Origin of the sequence: Microbacterium sp. NPDC091662, from assembly GCF_044756705.1 — a bacterium.
Classification (GTDB): Bacteria; Actinomycetota; Actinomycetes; order Actinomycetales; family Microbacteriaceae; genus Microbacterium.
Map to the genome: position 1 here is coordinate 1,093,808 of NZ_JBIVTM010000001.1, position 17,700 is coordinate 1,111,507.

Annotated in this window: 18 protein-coding genes; 6 read left to right on the top strand and 12 right to left on the bottom strand. The window is 68.1% G+C overall.

The features are described 5' to 3' along the window. The first annotated feature begins 20 nt into the window (after window positions 1-20). On the top strand, window positions 21-968 hold the full coding sequence (dapD, locus tag ACIQLD_RS05230) for a 2,3,4,5-tetrahydropyridine-2,6-dicarboxylate N-succinyltransferase (protein WP_402605862.1): 948 nt from the start codon (window positions 21-23) through the stop codon (window positions 966-968). A 283-nt stretch (window positions 969-1,251) separates the two neighbouring features. Continuing rightward, window positions 1,252-2,631: a DEAD/DEAH box helicase gene (locus ACIQLD_RS05235; protein ID WP_402605865.1), complete on the top strand. Its 1,380-nt coding sequence runs from the start codon at window positions 1,252-1,254 to the stop codon at window positions 2,629-2,631. Window positions 2,632-2,726: 95 nt separating this feature from the next. Here the strand turns inward: ACIQLD_RS05235 and ACIQLD_RS05240 are convergent, their stop codons facing one another. After that, window positions 2,727-4,178: a DHA2 family efflux MFS transporter permease subunit gene (locus tag ACIQLD_RS05240; protein ID WP_402605868.1), complete on the bottom strand. Its 1,452-nt coding sequence runs from the start codon at window positions 4,176-4,178 to the stop codon at window positions 2,727-2,729. A 72-nt stretch (window positions 4,179-4,250) separates the two neighbouring features. Here ACIQLD_RS05240 and ACIQLD_RS05245 point away from each other — a divergent pair, with 72 nt between their 5' ends. Beyond that, complete coding sequence (locus ACIQLD_RS05245; RefSeq protein ID WP_402605871.1) at window positions 4,251-4,883, top strand: TetR/AcrR family transcriptional regulator; 633 nt, start codon at window positions 4,251-4,253, stop codon at window positions 4,881-4,883. Between the two features lie 22 nt (window positions 4,884-4,905). Here ACIQLD_RS05245 and ACIQLD_RS05250 read toward each other — a convergent pair whose 3' ends face one another. The 6 genes from ACIQLD_RS05250 to ACIQLD_RS05275 form a co-directional block, all read right to left on the bottom strand. Further along, a complete protein-coding gene (locus ACIQLD_RS05250; RefSeq protein WP_046398932.1) occupies window positions 4,906-6,195 on the bottom strand; it encodes a citrate synthase in 1,290 nt (429 codons plus the stop codon). A 191-nt stretch (window positions 6,196-6,386) separates the two neighbouring features. Continuing rightward, window positions 6,387-7,499, bottom strand: coding sequence for a succinyldiaminopimelate transaminase (dapC, locus tag ACIQLD_RS05255; RefSeq protein WP_402605875.1), 1,113 nt, complete (start codon window positions 7,497-7,499; stop codon window positions 6,387-6,389). Between the two features lie 9 nt (window positions 7,500-7,508). Further along, a complete protein-coding gene (fdxA, locus tag ACIQLD_RS05260; RefSeq protein ID WP_045263079.1) occupies window positions 7,509-7,829 on the bottom strand; it encodes a ferredoxin in 321 nt (106 codons plus the stop codon). Window positions 7,830-7,838: 9 nt separating this feature from the next. Then, window positions 7,839-8,249, bottom strand: coding sequence for a histidinol dehydrogenase (locus tag ACIQLD_RS05265; RefSeq protein ID WP_402605877.1), 411 nt, complete (start codon window positions 8,247-8,249; stop codon window positions 7,839-7,841). A 49-nt stretch (window positions 8,250-8,298) separates the two neighbouring features. Then, window positions 8,299-8,613 (bottom strand): AzlD domain-containing protein, encoded by a 315-nt coding sequence (locus ACIQLD_RS05270; protein ID WP_402605879.1) that lies wholly within the window; start codon window positions 8,611-8,613, stop codon window positions 8,299-8,301. Continuing rightward, complete coding sequence (locus tag ACIQLD_RS05275) at window positions 8,610-9,332, bottom strand: AzlC family ABC transporter permease (RefSeq protein ID WP_402605882.1); 723 nt, start codon at window positions 9,330-9,332, stop codon at window positions 8,610-8,612. Before ACIQLD_RS05275 ends, ACIQLD_RS05270 begins: the two co-directional genes overlap by 4 nt. A 113-nt stretch (window positions 9,333-9,445) precedes the next feature. Between ACIQLD_RS05275 and ACIQLD_RS05280 the strand changes: the two genes are divergently transcribed. Further along, on the top strand, window positions 9,446-9,994 hold the full coding sequence (locus ACIQLD_RS05280) for a helix-turn-helix domain-containing protein (protein ID WP_402605885.1): 549 nt from the start codon (window positions 9,446-9,448) through the stop codon (window positions 9,992-9,994). 3 nt (window positions 9,995-9,997) lie between these two features. On the opposite strand, the gene ACIQLD_RS05285 is transcribed toward ACIQLD_RS05280, so the two are convergent. The 4 genes from ACIQLD_RS05285 to typA all read right to left on the bottom strand — a co-directional run bounded on the left by ACIQLD_RS05285 (window position 9,998) and on the right by typA (window position 15,769). Next, complete coding sequence (locus tag ACIQLD_RS05285) at window positions 9,998-11,623, bottom strand: MFS transporter (RefSeq protein ID WP_402605887.1); 1,626 nt, start codon at window positions 11,621-11,623, stop codon at window positions 9,998-10,000. Beyond that, window positions 11,620-12,666 (bottom strand): glutaminase A, encoded by a 1,047-nt coding sequence (gene glsA / locus ACIQLD_RS05290; RefSeq protein WP_402605889.1) that lies wholly within the window; start codon window positions 12,664-12,666, stop codon window positions 11,620-11,622. Before glsA ends, ACIQLD_RS05285 begins: the two co-directional genes overlap by 4 nt. Window positions 12,667-12,763: 97 nt before the next feature. Next, window positions 12,764-13,660 carry a phospholipase gene (locus ACIQLD_RS05295; protein WP_402605891.1) on the bottom strand — a complete coding sequence of 299 codons (897 nt, stop codon included), beginning with the start codon at window positions 13,658-13,660 and terminating at the stop codon, window positions 12,764-12,766. A gap of 195 nt (window positions 13,661-13,855) precedes the next feature. After that, window positions 13,856-15,769 carry a translational GTPase TypA gene (typA, locus tag ACIQLD_RS05300; RefSeq protein ID WP_387186188.1) on the bottom strand — a complete coding sequence of 638 codons (1,914 nt, stop codon included), beginning with the start codon at window positions 15,767-15,769 and terminating at the stop codon, window positions 13,856-13,858. A 102-nt stretch (window positions 15,770-15,871) separates the two neighbouring features. Here typA and ACIQLD_RS05305 point away from each other — a divergent pair, with 102 nt between their 5' ends. Both ACIQLD_RS05305 and ACIQLD_RS05310 read left to right on the top strand, forming a co-directional pair. Next, window positions 15,872-16,678: a CPBP family intramembrane glutamic endopeptidase gene (locus ACIQLD_RS05305; protein ID WP_402605893.1), complete on the top strand. Its 807-nt coding sequence runs from the start codon at window positions 15,872-15,874 to the stop codon at window positions 16,676-16,678. 152 nt (window positions 16,679-16,830) lie between these two features. Continuing rightward, entirely contained in the window at window positions 16,831-17,049 is a 219-nt protein-coding gene (locus ACIQLD_RS05310; protein WP_402605896.1) for a hypothetical protein, read from the top strand. Window positions 17,050-17,132: 83 nt separating this feature from the next. Here the strand turns inward: ACIQLD_RS05310 and ACIQLD_RS05315 are convergent, their stop codons facing one another. Further along, complete coding sequence (locus tag ACIQLD_RS05315) at window positions 17,133-17,699, bottom strand: PH domain-containing protein (RefSeq protein ID WP_402605898.1); 567 nt, start codon at window positions 17,697-17,699, stop codon at window positions 17,133-17,135. Between the last annotated feature and the right edge of the window lies 1 nt (window position 17,700).

Sequence of the window (17,700 nt, forward strand, 5' to 3'; positions counted from 1 at the left end):
GAGCGCGATAGCGTGGAGGGATGAGCGACGCACGCACGGTATGGGGTATCGGACTGACCACGATCGCTGGAGACGGCACGGTCCTCGATGCGTGGTACCCCGAGGTGCGCACCGGTACGGCCACGACCGACGAGGCCGCGGTCGCCGCGCTCGACCCCTTCGCCGGGCGCGACGAGCGACGCGACGTCACGATCGAGGTGGTGCAGCTGCAGATCGACCTCGATGAGGCACCGACCTCCACCGCCGACGCCTACCTGCGTCTGCACGCCCTGTCGCACCTCGTGGTACGCCCGAACGAATTGAACCTCGACGGCGTCTTCGGACACCTTCCGAATGTCGCCTGGACCAACGCCGGCCCCGTTCTCCCCGCCGACGCCGCCCGTCTGCGCCCGCAGTTGCAGCGGGCCGGCATCCAGGTGCAGGGACTCGACAAGTTCCCGCGCCTGACCGACTACGTGCAGCCGTCGGGCGTCCGCATCGCCGATGCCTCCCGCGTGCGCCTGGGGGCCCACCTCTCCCCTGGTACGACCGTGATGCACGAGGGTTTCGTCAATTTCAACGCCGGCACCCTTGGCGCGTCGATGGTCGAAGGCCGCATCTCGCAGGGCGTGGTCGTCGGCGACGGCAGCGACATCGGCGGAGGATCGTCCATCATGGGCACCCTCTCCGGCGGAGGCACCCACCGCGTGTCGATCGGTGCGCGCACCCTGCTGGGAGCGAACGCCGGCATCGGCATCTCCCTCGGTGACGACTGCGTCGTCGAGGCGGGCCTCTACGTCACGGCCGGCACGAAGATCGTCCTCGTCGACGGACCCGTGACCGCGGACGGCGGGCGGAAGACCGTCAAGGGCGCGGAGCTCTCCGGGCAGGACGGGCTGCTCTTCCGCCGCAACTCGCTCAGCGGTGCGGTGGAAGCCGTCCGCCGCGCCGGCGTGGGAGTGACCCTGAACGAGGCACTGCACGCCTGAGAACGGCCTCGAACCCGGCCTCCCCCGGCGCCGACGACCCGCTCCGGGGGCGACATGCAGCCGACGGCATGCGCACACTGGTAGACTGACATCGTTGCGCGTACCGCCGGTCCCGCAACATCGTCGTCGTCACGGGGTCTCCGAGGACCGAAGCGAGCGGAACTGCTCCCACCACCAGCACGAGCTGGCCTTTCGAACGGCGAACCGATGCGCAATTCCTGCGCCGTCGCCCACCTCACCCCTTATCTCGCGCCGTTCACTCGTGCGCTGACGGAGTTTCTGCATGTCTACTTTCCTTGAACTCGGCGTTCCCGCCGAGCTCGCCGCCGTTCTCGCCGATTCCGGCAAGACCGAGGCGTTCGCCATCCAGCGCGACACTCTTCCCGACTCCCTCGCCGGACGCGACCTCCTGGGTCGCGGACGCACGGGCAGCGGCAAGACCATCGCCTTCGCCCTCCCGCTCGTCGCGCGCCTCGCCGCCTCGGGCGGACAGCGCCGCGCCGGACTCCCGCGCGGACTCGTCCTCGCTCCTACCCGTGAGCTCGCCACCCAGATCGCCGCGACCATCGCGCCTCTCGCCGAAGCCGCCGGTCTGCGCGTCACGACCGTTTTCGGCGGCGTCAGCCAGCGTCCGCAGGAGCAGGCGCTGCGTGGCGGCGTCGACATCGTCGTGGCCTGCCCCGGTCGCCTCGAAGACCTCATGAAGCAGCAGGTCGTGCGTCTGAGCGCTATCGAGGTCACCGTGCTCGACGAAGCAGACCACATGGCCGACCTGGGCTTCCTCCCCGGCGTCACCCGCATCCTCACGGCGACCCCGGCCGGTGGGCAGCGCCTGCTGTTCAGCGCCACGCTGGACCGCGGCATCGACACTCTCGCCCGCCGCTTCCTCTCGAACGCGGTCAGCCACGAGGTCGACGAGGAGAGCGTGCCCGTCGGAGAGATGACGCACCGCGTGCTGGTCGTCGACTCGACCGACAACAAGACCGCACTCGTGCGCGAGCTCGCATCGGGCACCGGTCGTCGCATCCTCTTCACCCGCACCAAGCACCAGGCGAAGAAGCTCGCGAAGCAGCTCACCGCCGCAGGGATCCCCGCGGTCGACCTGCACGGCAACCTGTCGCAGAACGCCCGCGAGCGCAACCTCGGCGCCTTCTCCGCTGCCCCCGAAGACGGCGGAGTGCGCGTGCTCGTCGCGACCGACGTCGCGGCCCGCGGCGTGCACGTCGACAACGTCGACCTCGTCGTCCATGTCGACCCGCCCGTCGAGCACAAGGCGTATCTGCACCGTTCCGGCCGCACCGCTCGCGCCGGAGCCGCCGGCACCGTGGTGACCGTCGTGCTCCCCGAGCAGCGTCGCGACGTGAAGGACCTGCTGCGCAAGGCTGCCATCACGGCACCGCTGGAAGACGTGACGACCGCGGCCGTCACCGCCCTCGTCCCCGAGCGCGCACCGCACGTGCGCCCTGCTCCGGTCCAGGCCCCACAGCAGCAGCGACAGTCCTCGAAGCAGCGCCCCGCCGGTGGCGAGAAGAACGGGGCGGCCAACCCGCCGTCGCGTCGCCGTCGTCGTCCCCGCTCCGGTGCTTCCGGTGCCGGCCAGGGTGGTGGCTACTCCACGCAGAGCGGCCAGCGTCAGGGCGGACGCAGCTCGCAGGGTCGCTGATCACGACGCGCGGCTGAGCCGACTCGAATCGACGGAGCGCCCCCGGCCATGCCTTTCGCATGACCGGGGGCGTTCTGCGCTGCGGCTCGTCTATCTCAGGCGGGCACAGGCGCCTCCGCCCGATCCGGCGCGCTGTCCGCGTCGGCGGTGCCATCGGCAGCCGTTCGCAGACGACGGACGCCCGAGGGAAGAGCGACCGAGATCACCGCCGCCAGCGCGAGCACCCCGGCACCGACCCAGATCGCCGGCACGGCGGCATCCACATAGCCGGTGGGCGTCAGGGTTCCGCCGGCACCGACGAAGACCGCGGTGAGCACGGCGACGCCGAGTGCGACTCCGATCTCGCGCAGCGTGGAGTTCGTGCCCGAGGCCTTGGCATGATCGTCGGGCGCCATGTTCATCAGCACCGCCGTGGAGCTCGGAGCGAACACGAGCCCCATACCGATCCCCGCCAGCAGGAACGGCGGCCACATCGCCGAGTACTCGAGCGACGCGGAGAGGGTGAGCGCGATCCACCCGAGCGCGACGGCGAGCATCGTCAGGCCGACCAGGATCGGAAGGCGGGTGCCGGTGCGCGGCGACAGCAGCCCCGTGAGCGGTGCGACGACCATGGGCGCCAGCGTCCACGGCATCGTCATGATCCCCGCCTCGAGCGGGGTATGTCCCTGCACCACCTGGAGGAACTGGATCAGGATGAAGACGGCACCGAAGATCCCGAAACTGAAGGTCACGCCCACGAGGTTCGCCACCGTGAAGCTGCGGTCGCGGAACAGCCGCAGGGGCAGGAGCGGGTGAGCCGTGCGCCCCTCCCAGACGACGAAGCCCACCAGGAGCAGCGCACCGGTCACCAGGGCCCCCACCACCTCGAGGCTGTCCCAGCCCGCGTCGTTGCCGCGCACGATCCCGTAGACGACGCCCAGCACGCCGGGACCGGCCAGCAGGAGTCCGACGAGATCGGCCCGCACGCGAGCGCCGAAGCTGTTGGGCAGTGCGAGCAGGATGAGCGGCACGGCGAGGATGCCGACCGGGACGTTGAGCCAGAAGATCGTCTGCCAGTTCCAGCCCTCGATCACCGCGCCTCCGATGAGCGGCCCCGTGGCGACCCCGAGCCCGGCGACGCCTCCCCAGATACCGATCGCGGCCGGGCGCAGCCGCTCGGAGACGCTCCCGACGAGCAGGGTCAGGGAGAGAGGCATGAGGGCCGCGGCTCCGACGCCCTGGATCGCCCGGGCGAGGATGAGGATCGAGGGCTCGGTCGCGAGTGCTGCGCCCGCCGAGGCCAGCGTGAACACGGCGATGCCGGACAGGAAGACCGTACGACGACCGAAACGGTCTCCGAGGCCGACGGCGAGAAGCATGAAGGTGGCGAAGCTCAGGGTGTATGCGTTGATGACCCACTGCAGCTCCTCGATCGAGGCACCGAGTTCGCGGGAGATGACGGGGAGCGCACCGGTGACGACGAGGTTGTCCAGTGTCGCCATGAACATCGGCAGTGAGGCTGCCACGATCGTCAACCAGACCGGAAGACGTCGGGTGGATGGGGTCATGAGAATTCCTCGTAGTTATTGAATGATTACTTGCTCATCGAAGAGTAGTAATCAACTGATAACCTGTCAAGCGTGAACGAGAAGCAGAGCGAACGCATCCCGGCCGCCGAGCGACGCGAGCAGATCCTCGCCGCAGCGAGCCTGGTGTTCGGCGAACGCGGATACTTCGGCGCCACCACCGACCAGATCGCGAAGGCGGCAGGCATCAGCCAGCCCTACGTCGTGCGAATGTTCGGCACGAAGGAGAGCCTGTTCGTCGAGGTCCTGGCACGCGCGAGCGGCAAGCTGCTCGACACCTTCTCCGCAGTGATCCAGGAGTGGAAGGCCACGGTGGGGTCACCCGACCGGGAACTCGGGCGCCGACTCGGCTCTGCGTACGTGAACCTGGTCGAGGATCGGGGCATCCTGCTCTCGCTGATGCAGGCGTTCAGCATGGGACACGATGCCGTCATCGGCGAACGGGCCCGCACCGACTTCCTCAAGATCTATCGCATGCTGCGCGACGAGGCCGGCTTCGCACCGGAGGAGGTGCGCACCTTCCTCGCCGAGGGGATGCTGCTCAACACTCTGCTCGGACTGCGACTTCCCGAGCGTTACGGCGCGGACGAGGCCACGACCGAACTGCTGGAGTGCACGTTCCAGACCAAGCTCCAGCTGGTGCTCGACGTGGTCGGCGATCAGGTCGCGGCCCCGTCGCCCGCGTGAGGCACGCGGGCGCGCCACTCCCCTAGCGGGTCGGGAACGAACGCTCGGGAGACCCGGTGTACAACTGCTGCGGGCGGCCGATCTTGGTCTGCGGGTCGAGCTGCAGCTCGCGCCACTGGGCCAGCCAGCCGGGCAGGCGTCCGATCGCGAACAGCACCGTGAACATGCGGGTCGGGAAGCCCATGGCCTTGTAGATGACGCCGGTGTAGAAGTCGACGTTCGGGTACAGGCGACGCTCACGGAAGTAGTCGTCGGCCAGCGCGAGCTCCTCGAGCTCCTTCGCGAGGTCGAGCAGCGGGTCGGTGACGCCGAGCGACGACAGCACCTCGTCGGCCGCGTCCTTGACGAGCTTGGCGCGCGGATCGTAGTTCTTGTACACCCGGTGCCCGAAGCCCATCAGCTTCACGCCCTCTTCCTTGTTCTTCACCCGCTCAACGAAGCGCGAGACGCTCTGTCCGGAGTCGCGGATCTGTCCGAGCATCGTCAGCACGGCCTCGTTCGCACCGCCGTGCAGCGGGCCGGAGAGAGCCTGGATGCCTGCGGAGACCGAGGCGAACTGGTTCGCGCCGGTGGATCCGACCAGGCGCACGGTCGACGTGGACGCGTTCTGCTCGTGGTCCTCGTGCAGGATGAGGAGCAGCTCGAGAGCCTTCGACATCACCGGGTTGACCTCGTACTCCTCGCTGTGCACACCGAAGTTCAGCTTCAGGAAGTTGTCGACGAAGCTCAGCGAGTTGTCCGGATAGAGGAACGCCTGGCCGACGCTCTTCTTGTGCGCGTACGCCGCGATCACGGGAAGCTTGGCGAGCATGCGCACCATGTTCAGCTCGACGTGCTCGGGGTTGTGCGGATCGGTCTGCCCCTCGTAGTAGGTCGAGAGGGCGGCGACAGCAGACGACAGCACCGACATCGGGTGCGCCGTGTGCGGCAGCGCCGAGAAGAAGCGCTTGAGGTCTTCGTGCAGCAGCGTGTGGCGACGGATCTTCTCGTCGAACTCCGCCAGCTCGGACGCAGACGGCAGCTCGCCGTAGATGAGGAGCCAGGCCACCTCGAGGTAGCTCGTCGAGCCGGCGAGCTGCTCGATCGGGTAACCGCGATACCGCAGGATGCCCTTGTCGCCGTCGATGAACGTGATCTCCGACTTCGTCGATGCCGTGTTCACGAAGCCGTAATCGAGGCCCGTGTAGCCGGTCTGCCGCGTCAGCGTCGAGAAATCGATGCTGTCGTGTCCCGCCGTGCCGCGCAGCACCGGGAATTCCGCGGTCGTGTCGCCGATCGTCAGCTTCGCCGTCTGGTCTGCCGCTGCACTCACGCGGACCTCCTCGTAGTGTCCGCGCCCGCTCGTCGCGGTGCTGTCGGACAAGATCTTGATCAAGCCTGAACTGGCGATCTCACGGCGCTGAAGCGCCAGGTCGGGTCACGACCGAATCGCCTTTACAGCCTAGTAGTCGCACAGGCCTACTGTGACATCCGCCAAACAGAGGCCTCCTCCGAGGAGGGAACCTACAGATCAGCGACAGAGAGACGGCGCGCCGCCTCGTTCACGTGCGCGGTCGACGCCGTGAGCGCCAGCCGCACGTGCTGCCCCGAATCGGCCCCGTAGAAAGGGCCGGGACCGGCCAGGATGCCGAGGTCGGCCAATCGCCCCATCGACTCCCACGCATCGCGTCCCTCGGTCGCCCAGAGGTAGAGCCCGGCTTCCGAACCGTCGATGCGGAACCCTGCGGCCTCCAAGGCCGGCCGCAGGGCATCGCGACGGGACCGATAGAGAGCCTTCTGCGCGGCGACGTGCTCGTCGTCCCCGAGAGCGACCGCCATCGCGTGCTGCACCGGCGCGGGCGGCATCAATCCGAGGTGCTTGCGTGCCGTGAGAAGCTCGCCGACGATGCGTGCACATCCGGCCACGAAGGCCGCGCGGTATCCGGCGAGGTTCGACTGCTTGCTCAGCGAGTAGACGCTGAGCAGATTCGCACGGCTTCCGCCTGTGACGCGCGGGTCGAGGATCGAGGGGATCGGCTCGGTCGCCCATACGCCGTCCCACCCCAGTTCGGCGTAGCACTCGTCGCTCGCGAGGACGGCGCCGAGTTCACGCGCGCGACTCACGGCCGTGGCGAGCTCGTCCACGGTCCACGTGCGGCCATCCGGGTTGCCCGGGGTGTTGATCCAGATGAGCTTGGTGCCCTCCGGCCAGTCCCCGGGATCGTCTGCGGCCAGGGGCGTCGCCCCCACCACGCGGGCACCGACCTCATATGTCGGATAGGCCACGCGCGGGTGCACGACGATGTCTCCGGCCCCCAGTCCGAGGAGCGTCGGCAGCAGGGCGACGAGCTCCTTGGAGCCGATCGTGGGGAGCACGTTGTCGACGCGGAGATCGAGCACTCCCCTGCGCCGCGCGTACCAGCCGACGATCGTCTCGCGCAGATTCGGCGTCCCGACGGTCTGCGGGTACGCGTGCGCATCGGTGGCTTCCGCCAGCGCACGCCGGATGATCTCGGGCGTCGGGTCGACCGGCGACCCGACGGAAAGGTCGATGAGGCCGTGCGGATGCTTCTCGGCACGTTCACGGAACGGGACGACGGCATCCCACGGGTAGTCGGCGAGGTCGCGGACGCTCACGGAACGCGCCTACTCGCCCTGCGGCGGGAGAGCGGCGACGATCGGGTGGTCGAACGAGTACACGCCGACCTTGGCGGCGCCTCCCGGTGAACCGATCTCGTCGAAGAACTCGACGTTGGCCTTGTAATAGTCCTGCCACTCGTCGGGCAGGTCGTCTTCGTAGTAGATCGCCTCGACCGGGCACACCGGCTCGCAGGCACCGCAGTCGACGCACTCGTCGGGGTGGATGTACAACGAGCGTTCGCCCTCGTAGATGCAGTCAACGGGGCACTCGTCGATGCAGGCGCGATCCTTGACATCGACGCACGGGAGGGCGATCACATACGTCACCCCTTCAGTCTACGACTCGCGGGACTCAGGTTCCTGCGCGGAGGCCGCCTCGGTGCGGACGGGAAGGCGACGCACCGACGGCCAGGCGATGACCAGCAGCACGATTCCGGCCACCAGATAGGTCCAGATCTGGCCGGCGAACGATGCGGGGACGACGACGGAACCGCCGGGGCCTTCGCCGGAGATCAGCACCAGCATGCCGATCATCCCGAGACCGGCCGCCACGGCCGCACCCCTGTCGTGGGTGAGCGCACGCACAGCGACGAGGATGGCCGCGCAGGCGATCGCGGCGACGATCATGCCGACCGGGATCGGGCCCCACATCACACTGTGGCTGATGGTGCCGGCGATGCCGTAGACACCGCCCACCAGGGCGGCCGCGATCCACGACAAGACTCTCGACATCCAGTTCACGCGCACCCGTCGATCTTACCGAGGAGGGCGCTGCCATCCGGAGGCGGCCGCCGCCTCATGCGGCGAGTCCGAACACGCGCAACAGCGCGGCCACCAGCGCGGCCGCAACGACGACCACGAGGAAGGACTGCCGCAACCACAAGAGCCCTCCTGCGACCAGCAGTGCGGGCACGCGCGCATCCACGGTGATCGCCTGTCCGTCACCGAAGGTCTGGACGGCCACGAGAGCCGCCAGCAGCGCCACCGTCAGGAGGTCCGAGATGCGGGCTGTACGTGGCGCCTCGAGCACGCGGGGAGGCACGAGGTATCCGGCGGCTTTGAGCGCCAGGCAGATCAAGGCAGCGAGAAGGATCGCGCTCCACAGGCTCATGGGATCATCTCCGATCCGGCATCCGCTTGTGCTCCGTCTGGTGGCGCAGGATTCCCCAGCCAGTTGAACCAACCGACCGCGATCGCGACGACCGCGGCGACGAGCACCGGAAGGCCGGGCATCAGGAACGGGGTGAAGGCCGCGGCGACGACCGCCGCCGCGACGCCGACCGCTACAGCTTGCCGCTGCTTGAGGCGAGGCCAGAGCAAGGCCAGGAAGGCTGCAGCCGCGGCCGCATCCAGTCCCCACGTCTTGGGGTCTCCGAGCACATCGCCCACCAGTGCTCCGACGAGGGTGGTGATGTTCCACCCGACGAAGATGCCGATCCCCGTCACCCAGAAGCCGATCTGCCGCAGCCGCGGGTCGTTCTGCGAGATCGCGACCGCCGTCGATTCGTCGATCGTGAAGTGCGCGGCCGCCGCCTTGCGGAGAGGCCGCCCTCCGACGATCGGCGACATGCGCATGCCGTAGGCGACGTTGCGGACGCCGAGGAGCGCCGCCGAAGCGACCGCCGATGGCAGGGCCGCGAGGCCGCCGGCGGTGAAGACGCCCACGAAAGCGAACTGCGATCCGCCCGTGAACATCAGCAGACTCAGCACGCAGGTCTGCCACACGTCGAGCCCTGACGCCACGGCGAGCGCACCGAACGAGACGCCGTACGCACTGGTCGCGATGACGACCCCGAGCGCTTCGCGCCAGACCTCACGCTCCGCCGTCATCACGCATCCCACGCATCCCACGCATCGACGTTCGCTTCACTGAACACATGATCATAATTCTGAACATCGACGATCGGATAGTCAAGCGAACGAACGTTTGACATGATGAACACATGGAGGAACTCCGCACACGTATCGCCCGCACCCTTCGACGGGAACGGGAGAGTGCAGGACTGTCGGTCTCCGAGCTCGCGCGACGCGCCGGCATCTCGAAGGCGACGGTCTCCCAGCTCGAGAGCGGAGCCGGCAACCCCAGCGTCGAGACACTATGGGCCCTCGGAGTCGCGCTCGGCGTGCCGTTCGCCGTGCTCGTCGATCAGCAGGCGAACGCGCCGACTCTCATCCGCGCCGACGATCTCGCCGGTGTCCCCTCATCCGCGGCGGCGTACAGTGCGACACTGCTCTCGGCGAGCCCTCCCGGGGCCCGCCGCGACGTCTACCTGATCCAGGCCGAGCCCGGCGACGCCCGCCGTTCCGACCCGCATCACCCCGGGACGATCGAGCATGTGATCCTGATGGCAGGGCAGGCGCGGATCGGGCCGGCGGGTGATCCCGTGCTGCTGAACCCCGGCGACTATCTCACGTACGCCGGCGATGCCCCGCACATCTTCGAGGCGACCGCATCGGGCACCAGCGCCGTGCTCATCTCCGAACTGCGCTGACCGTCATTCCGGACCGGCCGCAGGCGACGGGTCGGGAATCTCGTGCGGCCGGTACTGCGGCAGCCGTGAGGCCGGGAGGATCGCCAGCGCGCTGATCCCCGCGAGCAGCAGCAGGCCGAGCTTGAGGGTGCCGAGCCGAGATTCCTCGTTCACCACGACGGCCGCGTCGACCTGAGCGGGCGTCGCATCCGTCGCTTCCAACGCGACGCGGAGGTCGTCGTTGCTGATGAAGTTGACGTTGTCCATGTCGACCTGGGCGACGAGCGACGGCGGCAGTTCGGGGTGCTCAACGACCGCACGACCGACGCTGAGTCCGAGAAGCGACACCAGAAGCGCGCCGGCCAGCGCGGTGCCGACCGCCGATGCGAGATTCTGCGTCGTGCCGCGCAAGGACCCGACGTCACCGGCGAGCTCGGCGGGGGCCGCGGTGACGAGCACGTTGAACACCAGCGTGACGAGCGCGCCCTGACCGATGCCGAACACGATGAGCCCGGCGATGGTCGGGATCGTCTCCCAGTTGTTGTTCACGACGAACGACAACCACACCAGGGCGACCGTGGTGAGGATGAAGCCGACCACGCCGATCGTGCGCGGCGGGAACCGTCGGTACAGCCGAACCACCAGTGTGGCCGTCACGAAGACGGTGAGGTTGAACGGCATCATCGCCATGGAGGTGTCGAACGGCGTCCGGCCCTGCACGATCTGGATGTAGAGCGGGATCGTGAAGTTCACGCACGCTTCCAGCGCGACGACGATGAACATGGCGTACACGGCGGCACGCTCGCGCGACGACCCGAGGACGCTCAGGTCGATCAGGGGCACCTTCCCCAGTGCCATCCGCCTCCTCGTCCACAGGAAGAAGGCCTGGCCGAGCACGAGACCGATGACGATGAACACGGGGGCAGGCGAGAGACCGAGGATGTTGAAAGGAGCGTCAGCCGTCGCCGCCACGGCACCCCAGGAGTTCAGGTTGTTGAACCCCAGCGTCAGCAGCACGATCGCCGCACCGATCAGCAGTGACGCCACGAGGTCGATGCGGATCGACGCGTCTCCGCGATCCCCGCGCAGCGTGAAACTCAGCGCGAACACCACCACGGCGATCCCCAGCACGATGAAGAACATCGGACGCCAGCCGACCAGGGTTCCCAGTGTTCCGCCGATGAGGAAGGCACTGACCCCGGAGATCGCGCGGGCCGAGCCGATCGCACCGATGGCGGTCGCCTGCTGCGGCCCCCGATAGTTCTCCGCGATGAGCGCCACGATCGACGGCACGATGATCGCCGCGGCTGCTCCCGCCACGGCCTGACCGGCGATCGCCCACCACACGGTCGGAGCGAGGATCATCATGACCGAAGAGCCTGCGAACAGCGCGATCACGATCCGGAAGATGACGACCCAGCCGATCCGCTGGCCGAGTTTCGCACCGGTCATCACGAGAGCGGCCACCGCGAGGCCGTACATGACGATGGTGGTGCTCGCGACCGTGGGCGGAACGCCGAACTCGCTCACCATGCCGCCGAGCGAGATCGGCAGCGCCGCGACGTTGAACGACATCAGCACCTGAGCGAGGAACAGGCTGACCATCGGCAGCCACGAGGTCTTGGTCGGGCTCTGCGCGGTCTGGGTCATGATTGCTCCTGCTCCTTCGGTGCGGACGAGGCTGCGGGCGCGTCACGTCGCGCCGGGGCGGAGGCGAACAGGTTCAGCCCCAGAACGCGCGACAGATATCCGATCGCCATCTGCGATCTGATCGAGTTCCCGGCCTCGTCCAGACGCGGCGAGAAGCCCGCCACTGCGCCCTTCCCCGGGGCGATCGCGACGATGCCTCCGGCGACACCGGACTTCGCCGGGAGCCCGATCTCGAACAGCCAGTCGCCGGAACGTTCATACAGCCCGGTCGACGCGACGACGGCGAGCGTGTCTCGGCAGACCTCTTCCGACACGACCCGCTGGCCGGTGACGGGGTTCACTCCCCCGTCGGCGAGTGTCGCCCCCATCACCGCGAGATCGTGAGCCGTCACGCTGAGCGCGCACTGACGCGTGTAGACGTCGACCACCTCATCGGGCTCGCCCGTCAGCCGACCGTAGCTGCGCAGCAGCCGTCCCAGCGCACGATTGCGGTCGTTCGTCTCCGCTTCCGAGGCGTACACGACGCCGTCGAGGCTCAGCGGGCGCCCGGCGAAGGCCGAGAGTCCTTCACGAACGCGCTCCCACTGCTCGACGGAGGTGCTGCCCGGCATGAGCGCGGTCGTCGCGATGGCGCCCGCATTGACCATCGGGTTCATCGGGTGCCCGTCGTTGAGCTCGACCGCCATCACGGAGTTGAACGCGAGCCCGGTGTTGTTCACGCCGACGATGTCGCGCACCCGTTCGTGGCCGTGCTCCTGGATCGCCAGCGCATAGACGAACATCTTCGAGATCGACTGGATGGAGAACGGGTACCGGGCATCGCCGGCGTCGTGCAGTCCGCCACCGACCTCGATCACCGCCAACCCGAACAGGTCCGGGTCCACCTCCGCGAGCACGGGGATGTAGTCGGCGACTCTGCCCGAGTGCTCGCCCGCGTAGCGGGAGTGCGCATCGCGCACGATCTCCTCGACACGATCCCAGCCCGGCAGAGTGCCGGTGGAGACCTCCTGCGCAACACCGCGCCACGCCGCCGGGTCGAGCACATCTCCTCCTCGGATCCGTGACGCCCCCAGCCGTCAGAGTCACCGTAGCGCTCGACGGCCCCCTTCGGCTAGAGAATCCTCGGCGGCACGACCGGCGTCAGTACCAGTTCATGGCCTGAGAGTGCGACCACGCACTGCACGGGGTTCCGTACACCGACGAGATGTATCCGAGACCCCAGGCGACCTGAGTGGCGGCGTTCGTCTGCCAGTCGGAACCGGCAGAGGCCATCTTGCTGCCGGGAAGCGCCTGAGGGATGCCGGTGGCACCGCTCGGGTTGTACGCCTGATAGTTCCAGCCGGACTCCTTGTTCCACAGGGAGTTCAGGCAGGAGAACTGATCTCCGCCCCACCCGTACGTGCTCGACATGATCTGCTGCGCAGCCGCCTTGGCACCCTCCGGCGTGTTCGCCGCGGCCAGGGCGGCCGCGGCCTGCTGTTCCGCTGCGGCCTGCGCAGCCGCCTGCTCCGCCGCGACCCTGGCGGCCTCTTCCGCTGCCTGCTTCTGCTGTGCGGCGGTGAGCGCACTCCGAAGCTCTTCGGTGTCGGCGACGACGCTCGCCATCTCGTCCTCCGCCTTGTCGGCGAGGACGCCCACCAGGAGCACCGGCGTCACGTCGCTGTCGTCGAGTTTGTCGATCTCGGTCTCCAGGGCGGAGGTGTCGACGGATGTGACGGCACCCACGTCGAGGCCGGAGGCCGCGACCTCGGTCTCCAGCGTCTCCGCCGCCGCCACAGCGCCCTTCGCCTGAGTCAGGGTCGCGGTCGCGTCTTCCGAGATCTGCGCGAGCGGCTCGGCGCCGGCGAGGGCGGGAGCCGTGACGGCGGATGCGGCGTTCATCGCACCCATCGCCGGTGCGGAAGCGAGACCGACACTGAGGGTGATGCCGACGAGAGTGGCGGATGCGATTCCCAGGAGGGTCATCGGGCGGTGGGCCGCGGTGCGGGCGGATGCCGCCGCGGAGGCGCGCCGAAGCGCACGGGTTTTCTGAAGCATGGGTTCGACTTTCGGGTGGTCGTACGCCCTTGCAGGAGACTCATCGGGAGCTCGTCCCAGGCGCAAGTGAACCACTCTGAACCACAAACCTGAACGAAAACCATCCCTCACCTGGGATTTACATGAGAAGAGGGCCTCGCGCACGCCTTTCGGCGGCACGAGGCCCTCTCAGTCGGAGCGTGCCCGAGCGTGGTCTCAGACGTTCGCGTCCTGGCGCTTCAGACGAGCGGTCTCCCGCGCGCGGGTGTTCGCGTCGAGGTTCACCTTGCGGATGCGGACGACCTCGGGGGTCACCTCGACGCACTCGTCGTCGCGGGCGAACTCGAGGCTCTCCTCCAGCGTGAGCTGGCGCGGGGGCGTCATCGACTCGAAGGTGTCCGAGCTCGCCGCACGCATGTTGGTGAGCTTCTTCTCCTTGGTGATGTTCACGTCCATGTCATCGGCGCGGGAGTTCTCGCCGATGACCATGCCCTCGTATACCTCCTGCGTGGGCTGCACGAAGAAGGACATGCGCTCCTGCAGCGCGATCATCGCGAACGGGGTGACGACACCCTGGCGGTCGGCGACGATGGAGCCGTTCTGGCGCGTCGTGATGGAACCGGCCCACGGCTCGTAGCCGTGCGAGATCGCGTTCGCGATTCCGGTGCCGCGCGTGGTGGTGAGGAACTCGCTGCGGAAGCCGATGAGGCCGCGCGACGGGACGATGAATTCCATGCGCACCCAACCGGTGCCGTGGTTGGTCATGTTCTCCATGCGACCCTTGCGGTTCGCGAGCAGCTGGGTGATCGCCCCGAGGTGCTCTTCCGGAGTGTCGATCGTGAGGTGCTCGAACGGCTCGTAGGTCTTGCCGTCGATCTTCTTCGTGACCACCTGCGGCTTGCCGACGGTGAGCTCGAAACCTTCGCGACGCATGTTCTCGACGAGGATGGCGAGGGCCAGCTCTCCACGGCCCTGCACCTCCCACGCATCCGGACGTCCGATGTCGACGACCTTGAGCGAGACGTTACCGATGAGCTCCTTGTCGAGGCGGTCCTTGACCATGCGCGCAGTGAGCTTGTGCCCCTTGACCTTGCCCATGAGGGGCGAGGTGTTGGTGCCGATCGTCATCGAGATGGCGGGGTCGTCGACCGTGATGGCCGGCAGCGGACGCACGTCCTCGGGGTCGGCGATGGTCTCGCCGATCGTGATGTTCTCGAAACCGGCGATCGCGACGATGTCGCCGGGGCCGGCGGACTCCGCGGGGTAGCGCTCGAGTGCGCGGGTCTTCAGGAGCTCGGTGATGCGTGCGTTCTGGTGCGTGCCGTCGGCACGGACCCAGGCGACGGTCTGGCCCTTCTTCAACGTGCCGTTGAAGACGCGAAGCAGCGCGAGACGGCCGAGGAACGGGCTGGAGTCGAGGTTCGTGACCCAGGCCTGCAGCGGGTGCTCGTCGTCGTACTCCGGAGCCGGGACGTGCTCGAGGATCGCCTCGAACAGCGGCTCGAGGTCGTCGTTGTCCGGCAGCGAGCCGTCGGCGGGACGGTTCTGCGATGCGGCACCGGCACGGCCGGAGGCGTAGACCACCGGCACGTCGAGGAGCGCGTCGACGTCGAGGTCGGGCACATCGTCGACCAGGTCGGAGGCGAGACCCAGCAGCAGGTCGTGCGCCTCTTCCTCGACCTCCGCGATGCGGGCGTCGGGACGGTCGGTCTTGTTGACCAGGAGGATGACGGGGAGCTTCGCCTCGAGCGCCTTGCGCAGCACGAAGCGGGTCTGCGGCAGCGGCCCCTCGCTCGCGTCGACGAGCAGCACGACACCGTCGACCATGGACAGGCCGCGCTCGACCTCGCCACCGAAGTCGGCGTGACCGGGGGTGTCGATCACGTTGATCGTGATCTCCTTGCCCTGGGCGTGCTTGCCCTTGTAAGTGATCGCCGTGTTCTTGGCGAGGATCGTGATGCCCTTCTCACGTTCCAGGTCGTTCGAGTCCATGGCGCGCTCATCGACGTGAGCGTGTTCGCCGAAGGAGCCCGTCTGACGCAGCATGGCGTCGACGAGAGTGGTCTTGCCGTGGTCGACGTGCGCGACGATTGCGACGTTGCGGAGGTCAGAACGGAGGGCGTGCGCCATGCAGGTGTCCTAAAAGATGTGGGGTTTCGCCGGGAAGCCGACGTTCCAGGATAACGCAAGCTCAGGGCTTGTTCCTGAAAAGCAGGTCGTAGCATCGAGATCGTGACCCGACCGCAGGCTCCGTGGGACCTCCCCGCCCTCTCCCCCACTCCGTCCCGTGCACGCCTGTGGTGGGAGATCTCGATCGTCCTGGCCCTGGGCCTCGGCCAGTCAGCGGTGTACGCGATCGTGCAGCTCGCCTACCGCCTCACCGACGAGGTCCCGATCGCCGATCAGGTCGCGAAGCTGAATCCCTCCCGCAGCGATCGGGAGATCTTCGACCTCGTGTACCAGGTGCTTGCGATCGGCTTCTCCCTCGTTCCCGTGCTGCTGGTGTGCTTCCTGCTGTGGCAGTCGCGTCGCCCGCACCTGGCGCGGCTGGGGTTGGACGGCACAGGGATCGCGAAGGATGTGGGGCGGGGCGTCCTGCTCGTGCTGGCCATCGGCATCCCCGGACTCGGTCTCTACCTCGCCGGCCGCGCTCTCGGCCTCACCGTCGCGATCGACCCCGCCGGGATCGATGCCTACTGGTGGACGATTCCGGTCCTGTTGCTGGCCGCCGCCCGAGCCTCTCTGCAGGAGGAGTTCGTCGTTCTCGGCTACCTCTTCACCCGGCTGCGTCAGCTCGGTTGGAGCCCCTGGACGATCATCGTCTCCACGTCGGTCCTGCGGGCCAGCTACCACCTCTACCAGGGGTATCCGGCGTTCGTCGGCAACCTCGCGATGGGCCTGCTCTTCGGATGGTTGTATCAGCGGACGGGCAGGCTGCTGCCGTTCCTCGTGGCGCACTTCGTGATCGATGCCGCCGCTTTCGTCGGGTACCCGTGGGCGGCGTCGATGTGGCCCGAGCTGTTCGGGTTGCCTGGCTGAGCACCTGTCCTATTGAGCACCATCGCACTGAGCGCCGACGCACGGGAGGGCGGGCACCCAGCCCGTCCTCCCGTGCGTTGACATGCCGTGACGCCCACCCTAGGCTCGGGGCACCCACGACGACGTGGGCACGACAATCCGGGGGGATTCGAATGAAGAAGAAACTGTCCGCAGCGGCCGCAGGCATCGTCCTCGTCGCAGGAATGGTCTTCGGCGGAGCTGCCGCAGCGCAGGCGGCTTCCTGGTTCGGTCCGTTCACAGACCTGTCCTATTGTCAGGCCGAACGACGGATCTTCATGCAGGAGGGCTACAGCGTCGGACCGTGTGTCTACCGCGCCAACCTGCCCGGCCACTGGTTCTCCTACTCCTGAACCAGGGTCCGAGGCGCATCGCAACGTGCCCCCTGACCTCGTGATGAGGGCAGGGGGCACGCGTCTCGAGCGGCGGGAGCTGTTCAGCCCGCGGAGGCGATCAGGACGGCCGCGACCGCCCAGACGACGATCACTGCGAGCGCCAGCAGCGCCCGGGTGTCCCAGGAACGGCGGATCGGCGCGCTCGCACCATGCCCCGCTGCCGCCTGCCAACGGTCGCGGATGTCGGTGAAGCTGCGCAGCGAGGTCGAGACGCTGGTCTCCTCATCGCGCATCTTGCTGCGTTTGGGCCGGGCGTGCGCCGGGCCGCCCCAGCAGGTGAGCTCCGTGTCGTCATCGAAGGTGAATTTCAGCTGCCACTGGAGGTCGATGTCTCGAACCCGGTGCCAGCCGAACTCGGTCCGCCGCAGCATGTTCTGCACGAGCGCCCCGTCGTCGCCGATGCGGACCATCGACACGTAACTGATCTCGTAGACGATCCACAGACCGAGAAGCACCCACGGAGCGAGCAGCAGCGTCTGCGCCCATCCGCCCCGCACGACGGCGTCCCCGAGGAGGAACACCGCCAGCGCGAGGCTCACGACCATGACGACCGTGCCCGAGGACGAGCGGAAAGCCCGCTCGTCCTCGGGAGAGTTCGGCCTCGCCACG